General features: G+C 33.3%; 22 protein-coding genes and 1 riboswitch. Of the genes, 4 read left to right on the forward strand and 18 right to left on the reverse strand.

Annotated features, from left to right (window positions below):
* Nucleotides 1-27: 27 nt before the first annotated feature.
* Nucleotides 28-2,646 carry a YfhO family protein gene (locus KA856_RS08125; RefSeq protein WP_348634524.1) on the forward strand — a complete coding sequence of 873 codons (2,619 nt, stop codon included), beginning with the start codon at nucleotides 28-30 and terminating at the stop codon, nucleotides 2,644-2,646.
* Nucleotides 2,647-2,737: 91 nt separating this feature from the next.
* On the opposite strand, the gene rplS is transcribed toward KA856_RS08125, so the two are convergent.
* The 4 genes from rplS to rpsP all read right to left on the reverse strand — a co-directional run bounded on the left by rplS (nucleotide 2,738) and on the right by rpsP (nucleotide 5,088).
* Entirely contained in the window at nucleotides 2,738-3,088 is a 351-nt protein-coding gene (gene rplS, locus KA856_RS08130; RefSeq protein WP_019468465.1) for a 50S ribosomal protein L19, read from the reverse strand.
* Between the two features lie 103 nt (nucleotides 3,089-3,191).
* Nucleotides 3,192-3,929, reverse strand: coding sequence for a tRNA (guanosine(37)-N1)-methyltransferase TrmD (trmD, locus tag KA856_RS08135; RefSeq protein ID WP_107386168.1), 738 nt, complete (start codon nucleotides 3,927-3,929; stop codon nucleotides 3,192-3,194).
* Nucleotides 3,929-4,435 carry a ribosome maturation factor RimM gene (gene rimM, locus KA856_RS08140; protein ID WP_107386167.1) on the reverse strand — a complete coding sequence of 169 codons (507 nt, stop codon included), beginning with the start codon at nucleotides 4,433-4,435 and terminating at the stop codon, nucleotides 3,929-3,931. Before rimM ends, trmD begins: the two co-directional genes overlap by 1 nt.
* A 386-nt stretch (nucleotides 4,436-4,821) precedes the next feature.
* Nucleotides 4,822-5,088, reverse strand: coding sequence for a 30S ribosomal protein S16 (rpsP, locus tag KA856_RS08145; RefSeq protein ID WP_019468468.1), 267 nt, complete (start codon nucleotides 5,086-5,088; stop codon nucleotides 4,822-4,824).
* Nucleotides 5,089-5,291: 203 nt separating this feature from the next.
* Nucleotides 5,292-5,390, forward strand: a riboswitch (TPP riboswitch).
* 107 nt (nucleotides 5,391-5,497) lie between these two features.
* Here rpsP and KA856_RS08150 point away from each other — a divergent pair.
* On the forward strand, nucleotides 5,498-6,250 hold the full coding sequence (locus tag KA856_RS08150) for a 3-oxoacyl-ACP reductase (protein ID WP_107384514.1): 753 nt from the start codon (nucleotides 5,498-5,500) through the stop codon (nucleotides 6,248-6,250).
* A gap of 19 nt (nucleotides 6,251-6,269) precedes the next feature.
* On the forward strand, nucleotides 6,270-7,580 hold the full coding sequence (locus tag KA856_RS08155) for an LLM class flavin-dependent oxidoreductase (RefSeq protein ID WP_107384513.1): 1,311 nt from the start codon (nucleotides 6,270-6,272) through the stop codon (nucleotides 7,578-7,580).
* Between the two features lie 505 nt (nucleotides 7,581-8,085).
* On the opposite strand, the gene ffh is transcribed toward KA856_RS08155, so the two are convergent.
* The 10 genes from ffh to fapR all read right to left on the reverse strand — a co-directional run bounded on the left by ffh (nucleotide 8,086) and on the right by fapR (nucleotide 19,450).
* The gene (ffh, locus tag KA856_RS08160) at nucleotides 8,086-9,453 is read right to left on the reverse strand and encodes a signal recognition particle protein (RefSeq protein ID WP_107384512.1); all 1,368 of its coding nucleotides are present in this window, start codon (nucleotides 9,451-9,453) and stop codon (nucleotides 8,086-8,088) included.
* Between the two features lie 26 nt (nucleotides 9,454-9,479).
* On the reverse strand, nucleotides 9,480-9,812 hold the full coding sequence (locus KA856_RS08165) for a putative DNA-binding protein (RefSeq protein ID WP_040030561.1): 333 nt from the start codon (nucleotides 9,810-9,812) through the stop codon (nucleotides 9,480-9,482).
* Entirely contained in the window at nucleotides 9,799-11,034 is a 1,236-nt protein-coding gene (gene ftsY, locus KA856_RS08170; protein WP_107384511.1) for a signal recognition particle-docking protein FtsY, read from the reverse strand. The genes KA856_RS08165 and ftsY overlap by 14 nt, the downstream gene beginning before the upstream one ends.
* Entirely contained in the window at nucleotides 11,031-14,600 is a 3,570-nt protein-coding gene (gene smc / locus KA856_RS08175; RefSeq protein WP_107504895.1) for a chromosome segregation protein SMC, read from the reverse strand. Before smc ends, ftsY begins: the two co-directional genes overlap by 4 nt.
* Before the next feature lie 296 nt (nucleotides 14,601-14,896).
* Nucleotides 14,897-15,607 (reverse strand): ribonuclease III, encoded by a 711-nt coding sequence (gene rnc / locus KA856_RS08180; protein ID WP_394859555.1) that lies wholly within the window; start codon nucleotides 15,605-15,607, stop codon nucleotides 14,897-14,899.
* Between the two features lie 249 nt (nucleotides 15,608-15,856).
* A complete protein-coding gene (locus tag KA856_RS08185; protein WP_019467939.1) occupies nucleotides 15,857-16,090 on the reverse strand; it encodes an acyl carrier protein in 234 nt (77 codons plus the stop codon).
* Between the two features lie 162 nt (nucleotides 16,091-16,252).
* Nucleotides 16,253-16,990: a 3-oxoacyl-[acyl-carrier-protein] reductase gene (fabG, locus tag KA856_RS08190; protein ID WP_107384508.1), complete on the reverse strand. Its 738-nt coding sequence runs from the start codon at nucleotides 16,988-16,990 to the stop codon at nucleotides 16,253-16,255.
* Nucleotides 16,983-17,909, reverse strand: coding sequence for an ACP S-malonyltransferase (gene fabD / locus KA856_RS08195; RefSeq protein WP_107384507.1), 927 nt, complete (start codon nucleotides 17,907-17,909; stop codon nucleotides 16,983-16,985). The genes fabG and fabD overlap by 8 nt, the downstream gene beginning before the upstream one ends.
* Nucleotides 17,902-18,888 (reverse strand): phosphate acyltransferase PlsX, encoded by a 987-nt coding sequence (plsX, locus tag KA856_RS08200; protein WP_107384506.1) that lies wholly within the window; start codon nucleotides 18,886-18,888, stop codon nucleotides 17,902-17,904. The genes fabD and plsX overlap by 8 nt, the downstream gene beginning before the upstream one ends.
* The gene (gene fapR, locus KA856_RS08205; protein WP_107384505.1) at nucleotides 18,881-19,450 is read right to left on the reverse strand and encodes a transcription factor FapR; all 570 of its coding nucleotides are present in this window, start codon (nucleotides 19,448-19,450) and stop codon (nucleotides 18,881-18,883) included. Before fapR ends, plsX begins: the two co-directional genes overlap by 8 nt.
* A 291-nt stretch (nucleotides 19,451-19,741) precedes the next feature.
* Between fapR and KA856_RS08210 the strand changes: the two genes are divergently transcribed.
* Complete coding sequence (locus KA856_RS08210) at nucleotides 19,742-21,301, forward strand: M4 family metallopeptidase (protein ID WP_107384629.1); 1,560 nt, start codon at nucleotides 19,742-19,744, stop codon at nucleotides 21,299-21,301.
* Between the two features lie 65 nt (nucleotides 21,302-21,366).
* On the opposite strand, the gene recG is transcribed toward KA856_RS08210, so the two are convergent.
* From recG to fakA, 4 genes are all read right to left on the reverse strand, one after another.
* Nucleotides 21,367-23,412: an ATP-dependent DNA helicase RecG gene (gene recG, locus KA856_RS08215; RefSeq protein WP_107384630.1), complete on the reverse strand. Its 2,046-nt coding sequence runs from the start codon at nucleotides 23,410-23,412 to the stop codon at nucleotides 21,367-21,369.
* Between the two features lies 1 nt (nucleotide 23,413).
* The gene (gene sdaAA, locus KA856_RS08220; protein WP_019467946.1) at nucleotides 23,414-24,283 is read right to left on the reverse strand and encodes an L-serine ammonia-lyase, iron-sulfur-dependent, subunit alpha; all 870 of its coding nucleotides are present in this window, start codon (nucleotides 24,281-24,283) and stop codon (nucleotides 23,414-23,416) included.
* Between the two features lie 13 nt (nucleotides 24,284-24,296).
* Nucleotides 24,297-24,962, reverse strand: coding sequence for an L-serine ammonia-lyase, iron-sulfur-dependent subunit beta (sdaAB, locus tag KA856_RS08225; protein WP_040030555.1), 666 nt, complete (start codon nucleotides 24,960-24,962; stop codon nucleotides 24,297-24,299).
* A 366-nt stretch (nucleotides 24,963-25,328) separates the two neighbouring features.
* Nucleotides 25,329-26,990 (reverse strand): fatty acid kinase catalytic subunit FakA, encoded by a 1,662-nt coding sequence (gene fakA / locus KA856_RS08230; RefSeq protein ID WP_107384631.1) that lies wholly within the window; start codon nucleotides 26,988-26,990, stop codon nucleotides 25,329-25,331.
* Between the last annotated feature and the right edge of the window lie 3 nt (nucleotides 26,991-26,993).

Raw genomic sequence — 26,993 nt, forward strand, 5'->3', positions numbered from 1 at the left:
GGAGTTTATCTGAGATGAGGTATGACCGTGTTTCATAGAATTTGGTCTCACAAACTAACAAGATTTTTTACGATCCTTTTAATGGGTGTTGGCGTAGCTTTATTAACGTTCACACCATATATTTATCGCTATTTAACTGACGGTGTCGTATTCAGTGGTCATGGTGATGGGTTTAGGCAAATGATGCCTTTCCAAATGTATCTTTACGAACACTTTAGCCAATTCAAAAGTTTTTATGATCATTCTTTTGGTTTAGGTGGAGATTATGTTAAAGATTTATCCTATTACTATGCAACCTCACCTTTTGTAATAATTAATTTTTTATTCGTGTGGTTATCTGAAGTAATATTTAATAGCAACCCTAGCAATATCACATATTGGGCAAGTAACCAATTGATTGTAGCTTTTGTCAAAGGTATTGCTACATTTATCCTTGCGTTCTATTTCTTTAATTATATCAAGCTCAAAAACTACATAGTATTTTTGGCTTCAATGTTATATGCAGCTTCAACAACCGTCATTTATTTTAATTTTACTTGGTCATATTATGGAGATTTATTAATTTTTCTCCCACTATCTTTGCTTGGTATTGAACGGTTTTATAAAGAAAGAAAAATTGGATTATTTATTTTTGCTATTGCTTTAACATTATTTTCTAATTTTTATTTTAGTTATTACGAAGCTATTGTCATTTTGAGTTACTTTATCTACAGATGTATCTTCCCACATGCAAAAGATAGCGTCACAAGGAAACAACAACTTTGGATGATACCTATAGCTGTTATATTAAGTACCTTAATTGCTATATGGGGTTTTTATACTGGAGTTTCTTCTTTTTTAAATAATGATAGAGTAAGTAATCCTTATTTTAATTTTGGTATCATTACAGATTTCGCACGACAAAAACATTTTTTCACAAATGGATTTTATATCACTGTTACTATCATTGCACTCATTGCCTTACTATCTTTTAAATTATATCGACATTATTATTATAGACTTTTCGCTATCGCAACTTGGGTGATGCTAATAGGATCTCTAACTCCCCTTTTCGATAGTATGTTCAATGGGTTCTCAACACCTGAGCGCCGCTGGGTTTATATATTTGCGCTTACTACTGCTGGATTAATTGCATTATTTATTCAGCATTTATCTGAATTATCATTGAAGTCGTATATATTCGCTTGCTTACCCGTATTAATGATTATGGGTATTATGCAAATTATAGTAAAAGAACAAAAAATGTCATGGATGGGCGTCTGCCTTGTAATTATGATTTTTATCGGTATATTGCTTTATAAAAAATCACTATTCAAATTAAAATGGCCATCTGTTGTACTTGTAATATTATTCATTATTCAACAAGCAATTATTTTAGAAAACGACCATGTAAATAATGTTCAAAAATACGAATCGACAGTTTCGTCAATGCATGATTCAAAATATAAAAGTCCTTCATTAGCCAAAAAAATTGATAAGATTAAACAGAGTCAAGATAATCCATTCAGTAGAATCGATTACATGTCACAATACGGTTTGAATTCACCAATGATATATCATTTCAACGGCATTGCATTATATTCAAGTATTTTTGATGGCGATATTTTAAAATATTATGATAAAGCATTACAAATCAATATGCATACGGATAAAAACAGCACTTACCGTTTACTTTCAAATAGAGCTAATTTGATGGCACTTTGGGATGTCAATGATCGTATACGACGTCCAGAAGACAAAAATATGCCTTATGGTTTTTCTAAGCATAGTACAATCAAACATTCTGATGATGAATCCTTTGTACACTCAACAAATAAAATCAACTATCCAAGTGCGCATATTACAAATAAAGTATTTAATAAAAAAGATCTTAAATCACCTTTGGATAAAGAACAAGCAATGTTACAAGGGGTCGTTTTTGACCAGACAGACGCATACCCTACCAATCAACAGTTCACACCGAATAAAAACTTACTTGCAGAAACTTCAACTCATTTAGTTAATGCAAAACGTACACAAAAAAATAAATTATCCGTTTCTAAGGACGGCGGTGGTATCCAGTATAAGTTACCAACATCTATTGCCAATCAATATGAAGACCTCTATGTAGAGATGGATGTTGAATTATTGGGACCAGATAAAGTACACAATGTTGGCGTAAATGAATATAATCAACATCGTAATAACTTATCTTATAAGTACAGACGTTTCGTCACTCCTGTAACAATGCGCATAAAATCTGCTCAAGATTTGAATATAAAATTATCTAAAGGTACTTATCGTTTTAATATTAAAGGAATATACGGAGAAAACTACGACGTATTAAATAAAGCACATAAACAACTACATTCAGTGAAAGTTTCACAAAATGCGCGTAATTATACAATTGAAAAAAATAAAAATGATGAAGGTTATCTCGTGTTGCCAATGCCTTATAGAGATGGAATGAAAGCTTATACAGACAAAGTCAAAACGTTACCAGTTAAACAAGGAAATGGCATCATGACAATCATCCCTGTAGAACAAGGACAAAAGACAATTACGCTTAAATATACACCACCCTATACATGGTTATTGATCATAATTAGTGTTATTGGCGTCGTTTTAAGTTTCATATATACAAAATGGATTTACGCTAAAAAATAATATCATTATTACCTTCGTCGAATTGATTACGAAACAAAAAAAGAAGCAGTTCCTATTAGGAACTGCTTCTTTTTTATGACTTTTATGCTGATTAACGAATTTCTTTGATTCTAGCAGCTTTACCACGTAATTCACGTAAGTAATATAATTTAGCACGACGTACTTTACCGCGACGTTTAACTTCGATTTTTTCGATTTTTGGAGTGTGTAATGGGAATGTACGTTCCACACCTACACCTGAAGAAATCTTACGTACTGTGAAAGTTTCTGAAATACCTCCACCACGACGTTTGATTACAACACCTTCGAATACTTGGATACGTTCGCGAGTACCTTCAATAATACGTACGTGAACTCTTAAAGTGTCACCTGGACGGAATGAAGGTAAATCTGTGCGTAATTGTGATTGTGTTACTGCTTCGATTAATTTGTGATTACTCATTATTTTTTCTCTCCTTCAACCTATGTTCTTGCCTTGACAAATATATAGCAGCGGATCATAGTGATTTTCGTGTGTCGCACACTTAAATTATGTTAGCACACTGTCATTCATTTTTCAATTGCTTTTTATATCTTTCTAAAATATCTTTATCTTTATCCGTAAGTGGATAATTTTCTAATAAATCTGGACGCTTTTCCCACGTACGTATCAGTTTTTGCTCATGACGCCATTGATCAATATGCGCATGATTACCTGATAATAATACATCTGGCACGTTCATATCTTGGTATGAACGTGGTCTTGTATATTGTGGAAATTCTAATAAACCATCCTGAAAGGAATCATCCTCATGTGATTGTTGATTACCTAAAACACCTGGTATTAACCTTACAATTGCATCAGTCATTACCATAGCAGGCAATTCTCCACCTGTTAAAACATAATCTCCCATAGAAATTTCATCAGTAACTAGATGCTGTCGAATTCGTTCATCATATCCTTCATAATGTCCACAAATAAAAACCAAATGTTCTGAATGACTAAGTTCCTGGGCAATTTCCTGATTAAATGGCCGACCTTGTGGACACATTAAAATCACTCGTGTATTTTCTGTTTTTTCAATGCACTTCATTGCATTAAATATAGGTTCTGGTTTAAGCACCATACCTTGTCCACCGCCAAATGGATAATCATCTACTTGATTATGCTTATTTTCAGCGAAACTTCTAAAATCGACAGTATTGACTTGTAGCATTTCCTTATCTTGTGCTCTTTTTAAAATCGATTGATTTAATACGCCATCAAACATTTGAGGGAACAAAGTTAAATAATCTATCTTCATTACTCCAACAGTCCTTCCATAGGCGTAATATCAATACGTCTACCTTCAACATCTATATGTTTAACAACACCTTCTATATATGGTATAAGATATTCTTTATCACCTTTGACAACCCATACATCATTCGCACCCGTTTCAAAAATTTCTATCACGCGTCCAATAGGCGTTTCTTTTTCATCGAATACGGTACAACCAATAATATCTGAGTAATAATATTCATGTTCACCTAATTCAATTTCTTCATGGTCGCGTTCTTGTAAAAGTATCTCCCCTTTTAAATGCTCAATATCATTAATATTATTGATGCCTTCAAAAGTCAACATGTGCAACCCTTTATGCATACGATATGTCGCAACTTTCAATTCTATTGTTGGTTCATTTTGACGTTCTATCATCACAATTTCACCTGGTTGAAAGCGGATATCTGTAAAATCTGAGTGAGATTGGACTTTGATTTCGCCTTTTATACCATGTGTATTGATAATTTTACCTATTTCTACTTTCATTTAAGCTCCTCCGATAATGTGTATATATCATTGAAATTCGTTTTTTTCATTTTTTGACTAAAATAATTATAACATGAATTATTATAATTATAATAAGCCTTCTCTATCGTTACGTGGTAAAATGTTGTATTGATTATTTTATTGATTATTTTATTTATTCCTTTAAACAATCTTATCAATTAGTTAATGTGTATTAAAATGTTTGTGATAATTTAAAAGGCTGGGACAAATGTATTGTCTCAGCCTCTTATCATTATATTGGCATGCGCTATGGTAAACATTTTACCTTAGTCATTCATGCGAAGATGAGACGACGAAATCATTTTAAATCACTGAGATTTCTACGCCTCTCCTTTTATAAATTTAATATGTGTAAATGATGACAATTATTTTTGATCGTCAAATTTTTTCAAGATACCTTCTCTTGATAAGATATTGTGTACAGTATCTGTTGGTTTAGCACCATTTTTTAACCATTTTAATGCTAACTCTTCGTCAATTTTAACTTCTGGAGCATTTACATTATTTGGATTATAAGTTCCGATTTGTTCGATGTTACGACCATCACGTGGCGCACGAGCATCTGCTGCTACGATACGATAGAATGGATTTCTTTTTGAGCCTAAACGTGTTAAACGTAATTTAACTGCCATTTATATTCTCTCCTTTGATTGTTCTAATTTTTATTTTCTACAAGAAATAATATTAACAGTTATTTAGAAGTTTGTAAAGAGTTTCTTCTTTACCATTTTATATTTTTACTTTTAAACAATTAATTGTATCAATATAGCTTCCGACTTTGAAGTAAACTTGACATTAATCATTAAACACTATAAATTGAGAATAAATTAAATATGAAATGCACTAGGGGTGTTTTTTAACTGAGATGAGTTTACTCAAACCCTTTGAACCTGATCTAGTCCATACTAGCGGAGGGAAGTGTTACAAAAATGACAAAGCTATTTTAATATCTTAACTATAGATTGTAGATTTTTAGTACACAACTTCTCTCACGGAGGTTGTGTATTTTTTTATTTAATAAATAATTCTAGGAGTGAAATGATGACTAAAACAATACTTATAACTGGTAGCAGTAGAGGATTAGGTGCATCAATAGCAAAAACTTTAGGTAAACAAGGACATAATGTAATTATCAATTATTTTCAAAATAAAGCATTAGCAGAAAAAGTTGTGGACGAAATTGGTCACGAGCATGCAATTGCAATACGTGCTGATGTCACAGACAGAACACAAGTTGATCAATTAATCACGGAAGCTACTAATTATTTTGGAAAAATAGATGCTGTTGTGAATAATGCGCTTATAGGATTTAAATTTGATCCTTCTAGTCAAAAATCATTTAAAGACTTAAGCTGGTCAGATTATCAACAACAAATTGACGGTACGCTCAAAGGTGCTTTCAATGTAACGCAAAGCGTTATTGATCAATTTATTAAGCACAAATCAGGTACCATTATATCTATCGGAACGAATTTATACCAAAATCCTGTCGTACCCTACCACGAATATACTACCGCTAAGTCAAGTTTAATCGGTTTCACTAGAAATATCGCTGCCGAACTAGGACAATATGGCATCAAAGCTAATGTCGTTTCTGGTGGTTTATTAAAAACTACAGACGCTAGTGCTGTCACTACGGATGAAGTGTTTGATTTAATCGAACAAACTACGCCATTACATAAAGTTACAACACCACAAGATGTAGCTAACATGGTGACATTTTTAGTTTCCGATCAGGCTAATGGTATCACTGGTCAAAATATTACCGTAGATGGCGGCTTAACAATGAATTAAAATATGGAGGACATCAATTATGACACATACCCAACATCTCAATATAGGTGTATTACTTTATGGTTGTGGCCATCACCAAGCTGCATGGCGTATGCATGATTCTAGTATTGACCAAATTGGAGATACCGCTTATTACAAATCGTTAGCTAGACTAGCAGAACGGGGGTTGTTGGACGCTATATTTTTTGCAGATAATCAATCTTTTCCTGCTAAAACGGATAATGACATGCCTGCTTTTTGGTTTGACCCATTAATGAATTTAGCAGCAATAGCACAAGTAACACAAAATATAGGTCTTGTTGCAACTATCTCAAGTACATTTTCGAATCCTTTTACTGCTGCAAGGCAATTATTGAGCCTTGATCATATGAGTCAAGGACGTGCAGGCTGGAATTTAGTAACGTCTATGACGGATTTAGAAGCTGCAAATCATAGCATGTCTAGTTTACCTGCACATCATGAACGTTATAAAAAAGCAGATGAATTTGCATGTGTCATGAATCAATTATTAACATCTTGGAGCTCAGATGATTTTATACATGACAAGGTACATGATATTCTAATCAATGCGAATCATATCCATGCGATCAATCATGTAGGAGAGCATTTCAAAGTACAGGGACCTTTAACAACACCAAGCAGCCTACAAGGCAAACCTGTTGCTATGCAAGCTGGTGCATCAGATCCTGGCATTGCATTAGCTACTAAATACGCAGATGCTGTTTATGCAGTAGCTTGGAACATACAGCAAGCCACTGTATTTAAAAAAAGATTAAATCATCAACTTAAATTAGCAGGTAAATCAGAAAACAGTTTAAAAGTCTTTCCAGGATTAGTCACATATGTCGCCCCAACATACGAAGAAGCTTATGCTAAAAAGCAAAAACTAGATGCAAACTTAGCAATTGAAACAGCATTAAATCAATTAGAATTTTTCATCCATCAAGATTGTCATAATTGGGATTTGGATGAACCGGTGCCACCTTTACCACCATTAGAATCTTTTAAAGGCCCCAAAGGTCGTTATCAAACTGTGTTGGAAATTATAAAAGACAAAAATCCAACTTTACGACAATTGTTAGGATATCTTAGTGCAGGTGGTGGGCATTTAACGCTCATCGGAACACCAGAACAAATTGTTGATGAAATGGAACATTGGTTTAATGAGGGTGTAGCTGACGGATTTAATTTAATGCCGCCAACTTTTCCTAATAGCTTGGAAGATTTTGTAGATTACATCATTCCAGAATTACAAAAAAGAAATCTTTTTAGAACAGAATATGAAGGTACGACATTCAGGGAAAATATTAATATACCTAAGTTAAATTAAATAACATGTCATTCACAAATGAAAATTCATAATTTTATATTTTCTACGATTTTGCATCGTGCTGACGCCCAGGGAAATGATATGAGCGAGAGACTACAGGCTCGAGCCATATCCCCAGGCAAGCATGCACGTTCAAAATCGCAAATTATCCATATAAAAAGGACTAATTCTTTATTACTTATTATTTCAAGATAATTCATGTTAGTAACTTTATAAAATAAGAACTTCATCAATTTATTAGGGTTAATAAATTGTTTTAATTGAACCTTTTCTTTTGTATCTTGAGAAATATTTTAAACGATTTTGCATCGTGCTGACGCCCAGGGAAATGATATGAGCGAGAGACTACGGGCTCGAGCCATATCCCCAGGCAAGCATGCACGTTCAAAATCGCAAATTATCCATATAAAAAGGACTAATCCATTTTCATATGGATTAGTCCTTTATTTTGTGAATGAGACTTGTGCCCGTTTATTTCTTTAAAAAATTATTTTATAGACAATTGTTAAAATGGTAAGTTCATACCATTTAACATATTCTCCATTTGTTTACGTTTACCTTTTTTGCCTTTGCCGCCACCAGAAAATTGCTTCATCATTTTCTTCATTTCATTAAATTGTTTCATCAATCTGTTAACTTCTTGAACAGTACGTCCTGAACCCTTAGCAATACGTTTTTTACGTGATACATTTAATGTTTCAGGGTTATTACGTTCATTAGGTGTCATAGATTGAATAATAGCTTTAATATGGTCGATTTGTTTATCATCCATATTAAGATTATTCATCCCTTTCATTTTGTTCATTCCAGGGATCATTTTCATAATGTCATCTAATGGACCAAGGTTCTTGACTTGATCTAATTGTTCTAAGAAATCTTCCAAAGTAAATGATGACGTACGCATTTTCTTTTCTAAATCTTTAGCTTTATCTTCATCTACATCTTGTTGCGCTTTTTCTATTAAACTTAACACATCACCCATACCTAATATTCGAGAAGCCATACGTTCTGGATGAAATGGTTCTAAGCCATCTAACTTTTCACTCATACCAACAAATTTAATTGGCTTTTGTGTCACTGCTCTAATTGATAAAGCAGCACCACCACGTGTATCACCATCTAGTTTTGTCAAGGTAACACCTGAAACTTCTAATTGCTCATCAAACGATTGGGCTACATTTACTGCATCTTGACCAGTCATGGCATCAACAACAAGCATAATCTCATCTGGTTTAGTGATTTCTTTTACATCACTTAATTCTTCCATTAATGCTTCATCAACATGCAAACGACCTGCAGTATCAATAATGACAAAATCTAAATGTTCCTCTTTTGCATGTTTAATTGCATTTTCTACAATTTGTTGTGGCTTAACTTGGTCCCCTTCACTGTATACAGGAATATCAATTTGCTTACCTACAGTTTGTAATTGATCAATTGCTGCTGGTCTATAAATATCGGCCGCAACTAATAATGGTTTTTTGTTGTATTTTTTACGCATAAGCAATGCTAACTTACCTGCAGTCGTAGTTTTACCTGCACCTTGTAAACCAACCATCATCACAACTGTTGGCGGTTTGTTGGCCATCTGGATGGTTGCATTTTCGCCACCCATGAGTTGTGTAAGTTCTTCTTGTACTATCTTAATAACTTGTTGTCCAGGTGTTAAAGACTTCATTACATCTGAACCTAAAGCTCGTTCTGATACGGTTTTGACAAAATCCTTTACGACTTTAAAGTTAACGTCTGCTTCAAGTAATGCTAGTCGGACCTCTCGCATCATTAATTTAATATCTGCTTCAGTTACTTTCCCTTTGCCACGGATTTTTTGCATCGTCCCTTGGAGACGATCGGATAACCCTTCAAATGCCATATCAATACCCTCCTTTATACTCTTAATTATTCTAAATCTTCAAGTGCTTGAAGATACTGTTTAATTTTTTCTGGCTCCTCAATATGCTTTTTTATTGCTTCATATATATTTTGTCGTTTTTCAAAATTTTGATAAAGACCTAGTTTCTCTTCATAATCTTCTACTAAATCACCAGTTCTTCTTATGTTATCATACACTGCTTGGCGGCTCACATCAAACGTATCTGCAATCTCACTTAAAGAATAATCTTGTAGGTAAAATAGTTCTAGATAGTTTCGTTGCTTTTCCGTTAATAATGATTGATAAAAATCAAACAAGTAATTCATACGTATTGTCTTAATTAAATCATTTTGACTCATCTTTATTGCCTTCATTCTGCACATCCGTGCTATCTGCACCATCGTCAGATGCCTCTGTATCATCAACATTTTGTTCAATCATATCAGCAAATAGTCCATATACATAACTTTCTGGATTAAATGGTTGTAAATCATCTAATTTTTCACCTAAGCCAACATATTTAACTGGTATTTTTAATTCATTACGTATCGCTAAAACGATACCGCCTTTTGCAGTTCCATCCAGCTTAGTTAATACAATACCAGTCACATTCGTAACCTCTTTAAATGATTTAGCTTGGGACAATGCATTTTGTCCGGTAGTAGCATCTAAACAAAGAAGTACTTCATGGGGCGCTTCTGGTACTGCTCTGCCTATCACACGTTTTACTTTTTCTAATTCATTCATTAAATTAGATTTATTTTGTAAGCGACCTGCAGTATCACAAATTAAAATATCAACGCCCTTACTTTTAGCTGCATTGATAGCATCATACATAACTGCAGCTGGGTCTGAACCTTCTTTTTGGCTCATTACTTCCACACCAACACGTTCTCCCCATACTTTGAGTTGTTCAATAGCGCCAGCTCTAAAAGTATCACCAGCTGCTAGCATCACTTTCTTACCTTCAGCTTGATAACGATGTGCTAATTTACCGATTGTTGTCGTTTTGCCAACACCATTCACACCTACCATTAAAATGACATTTAATCCTTCATTTTCAATGTTCATTACTTCTGAATGTTCATCGTCTTGATGATAGATATCTACAATTTTTTCTACGATAACTTCACGTAAATCTTCAGTTTCTGAAATATTACGTCGCTGAGCTTCGTTACGTAATTCTTCTACGAGTTCCATCACTGTATTAAAGCCAACATCTGCAGTTATTAACATTTCTTCCAATGCTTCAAAGAAATCTTCATCAACTTTACGATAACGTGCAATTAAGTTATTTAACTGTTCTTGGAAATTTTCGCGAGATTTTTCTAACCCTGCTCTAAATTTTGCACCTAATTGCTGTGCTTCAATTTCTTCAAAATCCTCAATTGAAATTAATCCGTCATCATCAAAATCAGCTTCTTTTAATTTTTTTGGCTGTTTTGTTTTTTCTTGTGGTTCTTCAGATGTTTGAGATTGTTCTACATCTAATTCAGATTGTTGTTCTTGCTCTAATTCGTCTGGTTTTTGATTTTCTGTAGACGTTGTGAATTTATCTTTTAGTCGTTTGAAAAAGCTCATACTTGTTCCTCCTTAATGACTTCATCAATCGTATTTAAATTGACACTTACTAATTTTGATACACCTGATTCTTGCATCGTTACACCGTATAAACGATCTGAAAATTCCATCGTACCTTTACGATGTGTTATGACAATAAACTGAGTTTGACTTGATAATGCTTTTAAATATTGCGCATAACGTATAACATTGGCTTCATCTAAAGCGGCTTCTACTTCATCTAAAATCACAAATGGCGCTGATCTCACTTTTAAAATTGCGAATAACAAAGCAATTGCACTTAAAGCACGTTCTCCACCACTTAATAATGATAGATTTTGTAGTTTTTTACCTGGTGGTTGGACGATAATATCTACCCCTGCTGATAAATAATCATCATCTGTCAAGCGCAGCTCTGCTTGTCCCCCACCAAATAATGATTTAAATACTTCAGAAAAATGACCTTGTACGGAATGAAAAGTCTCTTTAAACCGTTCCTTAACTTCTTTATCCATTTCTTCAATTAATTGTTCTAATGTCGCTTTGGCTGCTCTTAAATCTGCACGTTGCTCATTCAAGAAAGTATAACGTTCATTGATTTCTTCAAATTGTTCAATCGCATTTAAGTTTACAGGTCCTAATTCTTCAATAGACATCTTCGTTAATTTTACTTTTTTACGCAAACTCTCAATATCTTCTTCTAATGTATATAATTCACTCGCTCGTTCAAAGGTAAGATGATACTGCTCACTTAAATGATCTATCGCATGGTTAATGAGTACATCTAAACGAGATTGTTCTGCTTTAATATCTTGGTAACGGTTTTCAATTGATAAAATATCTTGATTTGCTTCTTCCAACTTACGTTCTGTTGTCTCAATTGTATCATTCAAAGCTTGACGTTGTGATTTAATAGTAGCTAAATCTTCAGTTAATTTTACTTTATTATTTTTACTTTGTTCAATATTATTTTGAATCGTTTCGAAAGCTTTTTCGCCAGTTATTTCATCTGAATTAAATAATTCAATTTGTTCACTCAATTTTTGCTTTTGCTCTTTTAATTGTTTAAGTTGATGATTTAATCTTGATTCAGTTTGCTTTTGAGTATTTAGTCTTTCTTTAATTACTGCTAAATCAGATTGTTTTTGATGTAATTTTTGTTGTATTAACGTTGTACTCTCTTTACCTTCTTTTGATAATTTTGTATAGATATTAATATCTTCTTCTAATTTTTGCAATTGCGCTTGAATTGTTGCTAATTGTTCCTTTTTGTCGTTTAAGGTTTGCTTACTTGTTTCGCTTTGGTAACCATCATTTTTCTCAAATTCAAATTCCTCATGCTCATTTTTTAAATGTGTTTCTTGCTTTCGTAATCTATCCAATTCTAAGTCAAATTCATGTACGTTTTGTTTTATCGTATTATAGTTTTGACTCGTATCAAAATAAGTATTACTTAACGCATCTGCTTCTTCTTTAATAGCTTGGAACTGTTTTTCGAATGAAACAGTTTGTTGTTGATAATCTTCTAATTGTGCACGCATTGTTGAAAGCTCATCTTTTTGAGATAAAATACTTTTAGTTTTACGATCACCACCACCAGTCATGGAACCACCTGGGTTTACAATATCTCCTTCTAACGTTACGATACGTGTTCTATAACGAATTTTTCTAGCTAACTCGTTAGCATTTTTCAAATTGTCTACAATTATTGTATTACCTAATAAATTTTGAATCACATGTTTATAATCATTTTCAACTTGTATCGCATTTGAAGCAACGTTTACAAAGCCAGTTGAGCTATCTGCTATATTCAAAATATCGCTTGCAACATTACGAGGTTGAATGACATTTAATGGTAAAAATGTAGCTCTTCCAAGACCATTTTGTTTTAAATATTGTATTGCTTGACGACCATCTTTTTCAGAATCCACAATGATATGTTGCAGTGAAGCACCTAATGCCGTTTCAATTGCTTTCGTTAAATTCGAAGGCACATGGATGACTTCTGCGACTGCGCCACGGATGCCAGAAAGTTTATTATCTTTCATTTTCAGTATGTGTTTGACACCATTGAAAAAATAACTATATTCTTCTTGCTGTGTCGCTAAACTGTCGATACGTGATTTTAATTTTTCATTAAATCTGTATGCTTGGTGTAATTTCTCTTCGTATTCATTTTGTTGATTTTTAAGTTGTGTTAGTTTTTTCTCATAAGATGCTAAATCACTTTCCGCTTTTTTCAACTCTTTTTTCGCGATGGTACTTTGTTTCTCAGTTTCAGTAATTTGATTTTGAATATTTTTCAAATCTTTATAAGCATCTAACAAGCGTGAATCTAATCGTGATTGTTTCGTTTCATTTTCTTGAATCGTATGCTCTAAAAAACGAATATCATTATTGACATCTGATTGTTCTGACATAAGTTGATAGTATTTATCTTTTATTGACTCTAACTTTTCATCATGTTGTTCATCGGATACATAAAGCTGTGACTCATATTGTTGTATCTCTTCATTTAAATCTGTTTGTTTGGATTTTAAATGTTTTATTTGGTCTTTCACTTCTGCTTGCTCTTGCTTTATATTTGTGACTTGTGTCTCTAGACTTTCTTGTTCTTCTTCAAATCGTGCATTAGTTTGTGATTGATTTTTCTTACGTTCCTCTAACACATTTAACTGTCCAGCAAATTTTTCAACTTCTTCAGTTGCTTTAACCAGTTTAAAATTTAAAGATTCGATTGTTTCGTCTAATTGTTGACGTTCAGATTTATATTGATTTAATGATTGTGTGTGTTGTACCTTTTCTGCATCTTTTGAAGCTTGTTGACTTTTTAAGCGATTGAGATTTTCGTCTAGCTCATAAATATTTTGATTATATTGCTCAATATCATAAACAGTGACTAGCACATCACTTTTTTCCATCTCATTAGATAAGTGTTTATATTCTTTTGCTATTGCAGCTTCTTCTCGTAATGGTTCGACACGACCTTCTAAATCAAATAAAATATCTTCTACACGCGTCAGGTTGTCTTCTGTTTGATCTAATTTTTGCACAGAAGTTGCCTTTCTTTTTTTATATTTTAATACACCTGCAGATTCTTCCAATATTTGTCTTCTATCAATTGGCTTTGCATTAAGAATTTCATCAACGCGACCTTGAGATATTATACTGAATGCTTCTTTTCCTAATCCCGAATCTAAAAATAATTCTATAATATCTTTAAGTCGTGACCGGTCATTATTTAAATAATATTCACTTTCCCCACTTCTATATAAACGGCGAGTGACTACTAATTCTTCTGTATCAACATTTAATTTACCTGTACTATTATCTAATTTTAATTTTACTTCAGCAAAATTTTGAGCTTTTCTATGCTCTGCACCAGAAAAAATAATATCTTCCATTTTAGCGCCACGCAATGATTTCGCGGATTGTTCGCCCAATACCCACTTTATTGCATCTGTAATATTACTCTTACCACTACCATTAGGTCCAACTATTGCCGTGACACCTTCATCAAACTGTACATTTGTATGTTCAGCAAATGATTTAAATCCAAAGGCATCAATAGATTTCAAATATACCATGCTATTCTCCTTTAAAGTGTTTCTCAGATGCGAGATAAAAACTACGCAATACAGTTATGCTCATGCTCTCGCTTCTATATGATTAGTGCATCAATAAATTTGGCACAACGACTTGCAGTTATTACATTTCCACCAAATAATATCCACAATTAAAGACATGTAATAAATGCATTATAGACTAATCTCTTAGAAATACTTTTACATCAGTTCTTAACTCATGCTACATAAATTACAATTTTGTACAATATGCGATAAATCACGTGTGAGCTATATCACACTAAACAATTGCACTGTTATTAAACTTCTTTATTTTTCAAAAGTTTATATGCACTTTCTGCTGCTTGCTGTTCCGATTCTTTTTTCGTTTTGCCTTTGCCAATCGCAACTGGCTTGTTTTCTAAGATGACTTCCGACGTAAATAAACGATGATGTGCAGGCCCTTCTTCATTTATTAAACGATAAGTAACGTCACCTTTGTTTTGTTGATGCACATATTCTTGAAACTGTGTTTTAAAATCAACGACGCCATCAAGTTTATCTCCTTCAACAAATGGAAAAATCACATTTTCAGCAAATTTCCAAACAGCGGCTAGTCCTTGGTCTAAATATAATGCACCTACAAAAGCTTCAAATGCATCTGATACGAGTGAAGGCCTTGTTCTGCCACCTGTTTTTTCTTCTCCTTTACCTAATAAGATAAGGTCGTGTAATGCAATTTTATTCGCGAATATTACAAGTGAAGGCTCACAAACAATTGTCGCACGCATTTTAGTTAAATTACCTTCAGGTAACTCTGGATATTTATCAAACAAATAGCGTGAAACCGTCAATTCTAATACCGCATCTCCTAAAAACTCTAAACGTTCATTATGATCTAATCTGTCCATGTTAAAGTCATTAATGAAGCTCGAATGCGAAAATGCTTGTTGGTATAAATTTACCTGATTAAAATTCAAATTTAATTCTTGCATTTTTTTGGAAAACTTTTCTTGGAATGCATGAACCATTTCTTTCTTTTTATGATTCGTCAATACTTTTCCACCTCAATCTAATGTAATTTTGTATATACTTATGCCTTTATATTTTACGTGAATTTATTATAAAACAAAAGGGAAAACTGCTAATAATACGTTCATTTTATCATATATCGTACACTTAACTTTTTTAACGAATACTCATAATATTATTGCTGAAATTAACCATTTTTAATAGAAAAAAATCTGAGCCGTAAAATCCACGACTCAGATATTGGTTTATTATTTTTCCATACTATTGATAAAGTTAACTGCGTCACCAACTGTGTTGATTTTTTCAGCTTCTTCATCTGGAATTTCAGTACCAAATTCGTCTTCTAATTCCATAACTAATTCAGCAATATCAAGTGAGTCAGCGCCTAAATCATCTTTGAAAGATGCATCTTGAGTTACTTTTTCAGCGTCAACACCTAAACGGTCAACGATGATATCTTTTACTTTGTCGAAGTTTTCCACGTCGATTCACCTCCTTTTAAAAGTCTATGATAGACTTTTATATTTTCCCATTTTATCCATTGAAATACAAGTAGTATTTCGACGAATTACATACTTAAAGCATGACATACATATATAAGACACATCAAGTAATGTTAAAATGGTGTTTTTCACACGTTAACACTATTCCATGAACATGCCACCATTAACATGTATTGTTTGACCAGTAATATATTTTGCTTTGTCTGAAGCTAAAAACGCCACTGTATTTGCAATATCAGTATCTTCACCGAATCTTGATAATGGAATTTGTTGAAGCATTTGATCTTTTAAATCATCTGTTAACGCATCTGTCATGTCAGAAACAATAAATCCTGGTGCAACAGCGTTAACTGTAATATTTCTTGAAGCTAATTCCTTCGCAGCAGATTTAGTCAAACCAATAACGCCTGCTTTTGTCGCCACATAGTTTGCTTGACCAGGATTACCGACTGCACCAACTACGCTAGATAAATTGATGATTGAACCACTTCTTTGTCGTAACATTTGTGGTGTTACTTTTTGAATACAGTTAAATACACCTTTTAAATTAGTGTCGATAACGTCATCCCATTCACTTTCTTTCATACGCATCAATAAATTATCTCTAGTTATACCTGCATTGTTAACTAATACATCGACTGTACCAAATTGGCTTACAACTTCTTTAATCATTGCTTTTACTTCATCACCATTGGCAACATTAGCTTGAATTGCAAAACTTTCTACACCTTTAGCTTTGATTTCTGCTACTACAGCTTCTGCTTTTTCTTTATTACCTGCAAAATTTACTGCTACGTTATAACCTTCTTCAGCTAATTGAATTGCTATACTACGACCGATACCTCTAGATGCCCCAGTTACTAATGCATTTTTAGTCATTTTCATTCCACCCTTTTACGTCTTCTAATGTTTTAATTGAAGTGAGTTTAACATCTCTATTTATTTTTTTAATTAGACCTGAAAGCACTTTACCTGGTCCAATTTCTATAAAATGATCTACACCTTGGTCGAGTAACCATTTTGTAGAATCTATAAATTGAACCGGAGAATATAATTGCTTAATCATATTTGATTTAATTATTTTAGCGTCTGTTTCACCTTTAGCATTTACATTTTGAACAACTGGATAATGCGCATCGTTCCACTCAAATTGCTCGATATAATTTGCAAAATCTGATTCAATGACTTGCATCATTGATGAATGAAATGGTCCAGAAACGGCTAAAGGCATCACACGTTTAGCACCCATAGATTTTCCTTCAGCAACGAGTTGATCTATCAAAGTTTTATGTCCTGAAACCACAATTTGTCCAGGTGCATTTATATTAGCAGGTTCTATGATTTCGTCTTCTGTTGAAAGTTGTTTACAAATATCATCAACTTCACTGTAATTTAAACCTAGTACAGCCGCCATGCTACCAACACCATCAGGAAAAGCTGCTGACATTAATTGTCCACGTTTACGTACTATTTTTACCGCATCTTCAAACTTTAATACACCGCTCGCTACTAAACTTGCGTATTCACCTAAGCTATGCCCCATTGTATAATCTGCATTGATCTGATTTAACGCCTTTAATAGTGCAGTGCTATGCGTAAGTAATGCTGGTTGTGTATTTTCAGTTTGGCCTAACTTATCTTCGGCATCTTCAAACATTGTTTCTAAAATATCAAAATCCAATTGTGCTTGCGCTTCATTTAGAATTGATGTTGCTGCATCATTTTCATTAAACAAATCACTAGCCATACCTACTTTTTGTGACCCTTGTCCAGGAAAGATAATCGCTGTTTTACCCATTTTTTGACCCCACCGTTTCTCTCATTGTATCTACTATATTTAATTCTCCGGCAACCTTAGCTTGACGAATTGCTGAATAAAATGCCTTGGCATTAGAACTACCATGCGCTTTAACAACGATACCATTCAATCCCAGTAAAACTGAGCCACCGTATTCTGCATAGTCCATTTTTGTAGTTATCTCATTTAAATCTTTACGCAAGACTAATGCTGCCAACTTATTTTTAAAATTACTTAAAAGTGTGGTTTTCAACATTTTTCCTATAGATTTTGCTACACCTTCTAGATTTTTTAAAATCATATTCCCAGTATACCCATCCGTAACAACGACATCTGCAGCATCATCCATTAATACTTTAGCTTCAACATTACCAGCAAAATGAAAATCTTGTTGTTCTTCCATTAGATTAAATGCTTTTTTAGTTAATGTATTCCCTTTGGCTGCTTCAGTTCCTATATTAAGTAATGCTACAGAAGGTTGTTCAATATTACGTATTTTTTGTGCATAAATATTGCCTAATTGCGCATATTGCAATAAATGTTCTGCTTTAGCATCTGCATTTGCACCAACATCCATAAATACAAAACCTTTACCTGAGACAGTCGGTAAAGTAAGCACTAAGGCTGGTCTTTCAACACCTTTAATCCTACCAACTATAAATAATCCTGCTGACATTAAAGCACCTGTATTCCCAGCTGATACACAACCATCCGCTTCTCCAGATTTTACTGCTTCAGCCATGCGCACCATGGAACTATTTTTTTTTCGTTTAATTGCTCTTACAGGTTCATCTTCCATCGTTATTGCTTCTGTACAGTGACGCACTTCCACTCGACCGTGGTTAATATTACATTTATTTTGATCACCAAATAATATAATTTCTAAATCTTTAAAATCATTGACCGCTTTTTCAACAGCTTCTAAAACGATGCCGGGCGCATCATCGCCACCCATCATGTCGATAGCTATTTTAACCATTTTGTTCATCCTCACTTGTATAATACATTTTGAAGGTACCTCTAAATACTAAAGTATCTTTGACATACGAACTTACTTTTATCTTAAAATATTTATTAGTTATTTCAACAGCTTGTGCTTCAGCACGTACCGTATCATTTAATTTAACTTGTTTTAAAAATGAAACGTTACTTTCTTTAGTTAAAACGATTGGTTTATGTATAAGTGCCACACATAATGAATTGGCCTGTGCAAACAACACATGACCTCTGGCAATCTTATTTCTTGTAAATACTGAATCTTCATCAATATTAATCAGAGATGTTGCTTGATGATCAGGTTCTACGTTAATCACATCACCTATGATTTCACTTCCGTCAATAGACCGAATACTTTCGTAATTTTTTCGAGCAACGGATTTTATTCTTTTTCTCAACTCAGGAATATTTAAGTGTGTACGGTCCAATCTTATTGTTTGGATACTGACTGAAAAAAGACTACTTAAATCAAGATCAGTAATAAAGGGATTTTTTTCTATTTCTTTTTTAATTGCTTCACGACGTTCTTGTTTTTTTAATTTCATAGTTTACTACTCCCCAATTTTAGTACCAAGTCTTAAACATTCCTCACATATCATAACACTTTCTATTTCAATTGCTCAACTAAAAACATAAGACTTTCTATAATATATCAGTTAAAACTGAGCATCTTTATTGTTAATACAAAAAAGTTTTTTGTAGTTAATATATAATTAAAAATAATAGTATGTTAAATTATATAAAAATAATATGTATAATTTTAAAAATTCTTAACTATCAAGAAATTTTTAAGAAATAAATAGATCATACATTCCAATTCAAAGGGGTTGAAAACATTGAAAAAAGTAGTGACCAATACATTACTATCAGCAACATTTTTTGCAGCTATCTCTACTCAGTCCAACGCAAAAGAACTAAATAGTATCATTCCTGAACGCTTAGAAAGTTCAACTGAAACAGAAATTTCCAATAAAATAGATGTAGAAAATTACCTTCAAAACAATGCTACGTCTATGCTTAACAATAATAATAAAACGAAAACGGAATCAATTAATAAAAATGCTTTCAAACAATATAAAGTAATCAATAGCAATACTGATTCAACTGGCGTTTCGCATTATGAATTAAAGCCAAAAATCAATAATGTATTAGCAGATGATAGTACGATAAAAGTCCATGTCAACCGAGATGGTAAGGTATCACTCATTAATGGGCATATACACAGACAACATATCGACGTTAAAAACAAAGTAAACATTTCATCTTCTCAAGCAGAAAAATTAGCCTTTAAAGCGATTGGTAAAAAAAGTAATGATGTTGCAAACATAGATGGCTTTAAAATAGTGTCTAAAAACAAATTAGATATTAATAGTGAAAAAGAAAGATTTATACATAATATTGAATTAAATTACGTATCTCCAAAACTTGCGCATTGGCAAATACAAGTGGATGCTAGTACTGGGGAAATATTAAAAAAACAAAATGTGATTGAACATGCTTCGGAAGAAGGTTCTGGTATCGGAGTGAACGGGGATAAAAAATCACCACTTAACGTTTCTAGTAACGGTGGACAATATACTTTAAATGATACAACTACAGATACGCATATTAATACTAAAAGTGCCGATGAAACCATTGATCGGTTTTCTCCTATCACTCACGATTCAAAACATTTTGATGAAAAACAACAACGTCCGGGTGTCGATGCACACTATTACGCAAAAGCAGTTTATGATTATTATTTAAATACGCACGGCAGAAATAGTTACGACGGTAATGCTGCTGACATTAATTCTATCGTACACTTTGATAAGAACTATAATAATGCTGCATGGACTGGACAATATATGGTTTATGGTGATGGTGATGGTCAAACATTTAATCCTTTATCAGGCGCTAAAGATATTGTCGCTCATGAATTAACGCATGCAGTGACAGAAAGAACTGCTAATTTAGAATATGCAAACCAATCTGGTGCGCTCAACGAATCTTTTTCAGATGTTTTTGGATATTTTATAGATCCTGATAACTGGTTAATGGGTGAAGATGTATATACACCCAAACAAGATGGTGATGCGTTAAGAAGCTTAAAAAATCCAGAAAAATATGATCAACCAGCACATATGGACCAATTTTATACTGGCTCTGAAGATAATGGTGGTGTTCATATTAATAGTGGTATTCCAAACAAAGCAGCATATCTTACTATACAATCTATTGGTAAAGATAAGGCTGAACAAATATACTATCTAGCATTAACGCAATATTTGACATCCAACGCTGAATTTTCTGATGCTAAAATTGCTTTAAAACAAGCTTCAGATGAATTATATGGTCATGATAGTACCGAATCAAAGTCCATAGATCAAGCGTGGACTAATGTAGGGGTTGATTAGTAAATATTAAAAAACAGCAGTTTAGCGAAACCCGTACTAAATTGCTGTTTTTTTATATTATTTGGTTAATCGAAGCTTGTATATAGTAAATTATCTTCTACAAAAGTTCTTAGCCTTTGATACTCATCTTCAAAAAATGCACCAGATTGTATTAATTCTGCTGCTTCATCTCTTGCTACTTCTAACATTTTGTAATCTTCAACTACATTGGCTACTAAGAAATCAGGTAATCCACTTTGTTTTACACCAAAGAAATCACCAGGTCCTCTCATTTCTAAGTCGCGTTCACTTAATTCAAAGCCATCTGTTGTTTGGGTCATTACATTCATACGTTCTATTCCTGTTTCTGTTTTAGGAGAAGCGATTAATACACAATAGCTTTGATGTTCACTTCTACCAACACGTCCTCTTAATTGGTGCAAAGTCGATAATCCAAAACGATCTGCATCGTAAATCATCATAAATGTTGCATTTGGTACATTAACGCCCACTTCTACAACAGTTGTAGACACTAATATATCAATTTCGTGCTTACTAAATTGTTGCATCACTTGATCTTTTTCTTCAGAAGTTAATTTACCATGAAGTAATCCAACTTTTTCAGTACCATAATAAACTTGTAAAGACTCGAATAATTCAACAACATTTTGTACATCTTCTAAATGCTCTGAACTTTCTATCAATGGACAGATCACATATGCTTGTCTACCTTTTTTTAATTCAGCAGACATTTGTTTTAATACACTTTCATATGCTTCATGCTTAGACCAAGAAGTTATAATAGGTTTCCTACCTTTTGGTAACTGTTTGATTGAGGATACATCCATCTCTCCAAAAACTGAAATCGCTAATGTACGTGGAATAGGTGTCGCTGTCATAAACAAAACATTTGTCATAGCACCCTTCTCTCTCAACAATTGTCGTTGATTGACACCAAAACGATGCTGTTCATCTGTAATTACAAGACCGACATTATTAAACACAACATCATCTTGAATAAGCGCATGTGTTCCAATAATGCAATCTATCTCATTTTGCTCAAGTTGTTCCAACAAAATTCTGCGCTTTTTCCCTTTAACTGAACCTGTTAGTAAAGCAATATTCATTCTGTCACCAAATATCTCCGCAAGACTTTCAGCGTGCTGCTCGGCAAGTATTTCCGTAGGTACCATTAAAGCAGATTGATAACCTGCCGTTTTTAATGCAAACATACAAATTGCAGCTACTACTGTTTTCCCTGAGCCAACATCACCTTGTAATAATCTATGCATACGGATGGGTGCTTTTAAATCTCTAAATATCTCATTGACACTTTGTTTTTGTGCGTCGGTTAATTCAAATGGCAAACTTGCTATAAAATTTCTAACTAATTGAATATCATAATCAATTTCGATTGCCTCATCTGAAATTTTTTCCAATCTATTTAGCCATTGCATTCTTAGTTCAAACATAAATAATTCAATAAATGCGTATGTTCTTCTAGCTTTGAGTAATGAGGTTTTATCAGGCGCAAGGTGCAATGTTTTGATTGTATCTTCTAGCGTTTCTAATTTATATTTTGCTCTTAACGAATCTGATATCCATTCATGAATCGTGACATGTCCTAATACTTGCCTAATCATATCACGTAGTGGTTTTTGCTTTATACCCTCTTTAATTCGATAAATGGGTTCAAATTGTACATCATCCATCGCTGATTGATTAAAAAACATTCGATTTCCGTTGATTTCTTGCTTGTTTCTATTCCATTTACCTTTAATCGTAATCGTTTGGTGTAATTCTAATTTGTTTTTCAGATAAGGTTGGTTAAAAAACACGCATTTTACAGCAATATTGTTAACCATTAGATGAACTGTAAGTTTAGATTTATTCCTACCAAAAAAAGCGACAGTGGGTGTTGAGTATACTTCCCCAACAACAGTCACCATCGCTTGATCTTCTGCTTCATTCAAGTCAATTACAGTATTGTCTTCATAACGCGTTGGTAGATATAAAATTAAATCCTCTACTGTATAAATGTTCAATTCATTTAATACCGCTAACCTTTTCGGACCTAAACCCTTGATTTGAGATAAAGGAAATGGACTTTCTATTAAATTGACTTTTGACATTTTAATCACCAAATATTTCTTGTTTTAAACGCTGTCCTGTCGGTGTACCTGCTAAACCTCCACGACCAGTTTCACGCAATGCTGAAGGCATCGTTTGCCCTATTTTATACATCGCTTCTATAACTTCATCTGTCGGTATTCTAGAAGTTACACCTGCTAATGCCATATCTGCTGATACGATTGCATTAGATGCTCCAGCTGCATTTCTTTTTACACAAGGTACTTCTACTAAACCAGCTACTGGGTCACATACTAAACCTAGCATATTTTTCAAACAAATTGCAAAAGCTTCAGAAGATTGTTGAGGTGTACCACCTGCGAGTTCAACTGTTGCACCTGCTGCCATAGCTGCAGCAGAGCCAACTTCAGCCTGGCAACCTCCTGCCGCACCTGATATCGATGCATTATTTGCTACAACAAATCCAAATGCACCTGAAGTAAGTAAGAAATTTAACATATCTTTACGCGTAGGTTCTAGTCGTGGTTTCAAACCAAATAGAACGCCGGGAACTACCCCAGCTGAACCAGCTGTTGGTGTAGCACAAATTTTCCCCATTGCAGCGTTTACTTCATTTGTTGCTACTGCTTTACTCACAGCGTCTAATAATGTTGCACCAGATAAAGATTTACCTGTTTTTAAGTATTCTTTGATTAAAACAGCATCTCCACCTGTTAAACCAGTCGTTGAAGTAACACCTTCTAAGCCTTCATCTAAAGCATTTTCCATAGTTTGTAAATTCTTATCCATATGTGCATATACTTCTTCTTCTGATAGACCCGTAACTTCCATTTCTTGCTCGAGCATCACTTCATATATTTTTTTATTTTCTGTCTCACATTTTTCAATGAGTTCTTTCACACTTTTAAACATTGATAACCCTCCATTAGGCGTCGCCCATGAGTGAGACTGTCACTACACCATCGACGTTTTTTATTTTTTCTATTATTTCATCATTGATAGCATCATCTAATTCACAAGTCATTAATGCTTGGTCACCTTTTTCTTTTCTTGAAACTTGCATGCTGCCAACATTAATACTGGAATCACCTAAAATATTAGCTACGCGTCCAATCGTACCGAATGTATCTTTATGGAATACTAAAAGTGCTGGATAATTGCCACTAATTGCAATACTAAAACCATTGATTGCAACAACCTCTATTTTACCACCACCGATAGATACACCTTCAACAGAAATTTCTTTTTCTCCGTCTCTCATATTAATAATTGCAGTATTTGGATGAGAGCGTTCTTCTGCCATTTCAATAAAATTTACTTTCATCCCAATTTCTTCAGCAGTTTCCAAACTTTTTTGGATTCGATCATCGTCTGTATCATATCCTAATAAACCACCTACAAGTGCAACATCAGTACCATGACCCTTATATGTTTCCATAAATGAGCCATACAAATATATATCAACTTGTTTTGGTATTTCATTAAATAAATCTTTAGCTACTAACCCAATTCTGACTGCACCTGCTGTATGTGAAGATGATGGACCAACCATTGTTGGACCAATTATATCGAAAACTGTTTTATATTTCATAATGGATACCCCACCCTTATTTTTAATCATTCTAAAGTGTTGCGCTTACATTTTATTTGCACCTTTATTATTATAACAATTTAAGTTAACATTATAAACTAATTTTGGTTGTACTGCTTTTAATTTAAAATTGTTACAAATTGCACACTATTGTGAATTGAATATACATATAAAAATAGTGAAAATAATTATTTTTCACAATAAACGTTAATAAATTAAACATAACAATCTTGTATATACTTTTTAAAAATTTTAAATCTACCAAATGTTTTATTTTACTTCAAAAATAAATATACGTAACTAGATATGAAACATACCTAATTACGTATATTGATAGAAATTTTTGTCATTATCAACAAACTAAAATTATTCAACGGAGAACAGATATTGATATACTGGCTGATCACCTTGATGTTGATCTAGTTCAATGTCTGGATATGTTGCTTCAATCCAAGATTCAACATTGGATGTTATATCACCATTGGCATCTTCACCGATAATCATAGTGATGATTTCACTTTCATCAGTAATCATTTGAGACAATAGTTGCTTAACTGTCTCAAATTCGTCTTCATTACTTGTGATAATTTTATCTTCGATTAATCCCATAAATGCATCTTTTTTAATTTCTACACCATCAACTTTAGTATCTCTCACCGCGTAAGTAACAGAACCAGACGCTATCACTTCTAATGATTCAACCATACGTGCTTTATTGTCAGTTAGCTCGTCGGATTCATCAAAGTTAAATAATGCAGCTATTCCCTGTGGTATAGATTTCGTAGGAATGACAACAGCTTCAGCATCTACGATTGTTGCAGCCTGTTCACTCGCCATCATAATATTTTTATTATTTGGTAAGATGATTGCACGTTTACATTGTGATTGTTCAATCACTTTTACAATATCTTCTGTAGACGGATTCATTGTCTGGCCACCACTTATTAAATGTGTCGCACCCATGGATTTAAACAATTCAGATATGCCTTCTCCCATAGATATAGCGATGACTGCAGTGTCTACTGTTGAAGTTTCTTGATTAGATTGTTGTGCATTTGTACCTTTTTGTTCTTTTTTTACAACTTCACGATGTTGTTCACGCATATTCTCAACTTTTAGTTTAATTAATTCACCGTATTGCTGACCGTAATTAAAAACATCTCCGGGTTTTTCAGTATGTACATGAACTTTTACAATTTCATCATCATTAATAACTAATAAAGAATCACCAAATTGGCTCATCTCTTCTCTAAAAGTATTTTCATCGAATACTTTTTTATTAACTCCAAAACGAACCATCATTTCGGTACAATACCCATAAACAATATCTTCAGTATTAATCACACCGTGGAAGTCATGTTCTTCATTTACTAAAGTTTCTGTATCTAATTTTGGAGTTTCTGCAGTTACAGTTTCACCTTTTAACGCTTTTAGAAAACCTTCATAAACGATGACTAATCCTTTACCGCCACTGTCAACTACACCAACTTCTTTTAATACAGGTAATAAATTAGGCGTATTTTCTAAAGAAATATGAGCTTGTTCTATAATATATGTCACAAGTTCAATGCAATCTTCTGTTTCCTGTGCCTTTTGTATACCTGCATCCGCAGCATCTCTAGCAACAGTTAAAATTGTACCTTCTACTGGTTTCATAATTGCTTTGTATGCAGTGTCAACACCAGCTTTAAAACTGTCTGCTAATTGTTGTGCATTAATTTCACTAAATTCTTCTAAATTTTTACTAAAGCCTCTAAAAAGTTGTGATAAAATAACACCAGAATTACCTCGTGCACCCATTAATAAACCTTTTGAAAAGGTTTTACCTAACTCACCTATATGTTGAGATAAATTCTCTTCTACAGCTTCTCTACCTGATGTCATAGTTAAGTTCATATTTGTCCCAGTATCACCATCTGGAACCGGGTATACATTTAATGAATCTACTAAATCTGAATGATTAGATAAATTTTGTGCCCCTTGAATAATCATTTCGGCAAATAATTTACCATTTATTTTACTAACCATCTC

The organism is Staphylococcus sp. GDB9P120P (assembly GCF_017893435.1).
In the GTDB taxonomy this organism is placed as follows: domain Bacteria; phylum Bacillota; class Bacilli; order Staphylococcales; family Staphylococcaceae; genus Staphylococcus; species Staphylococcus cohnii.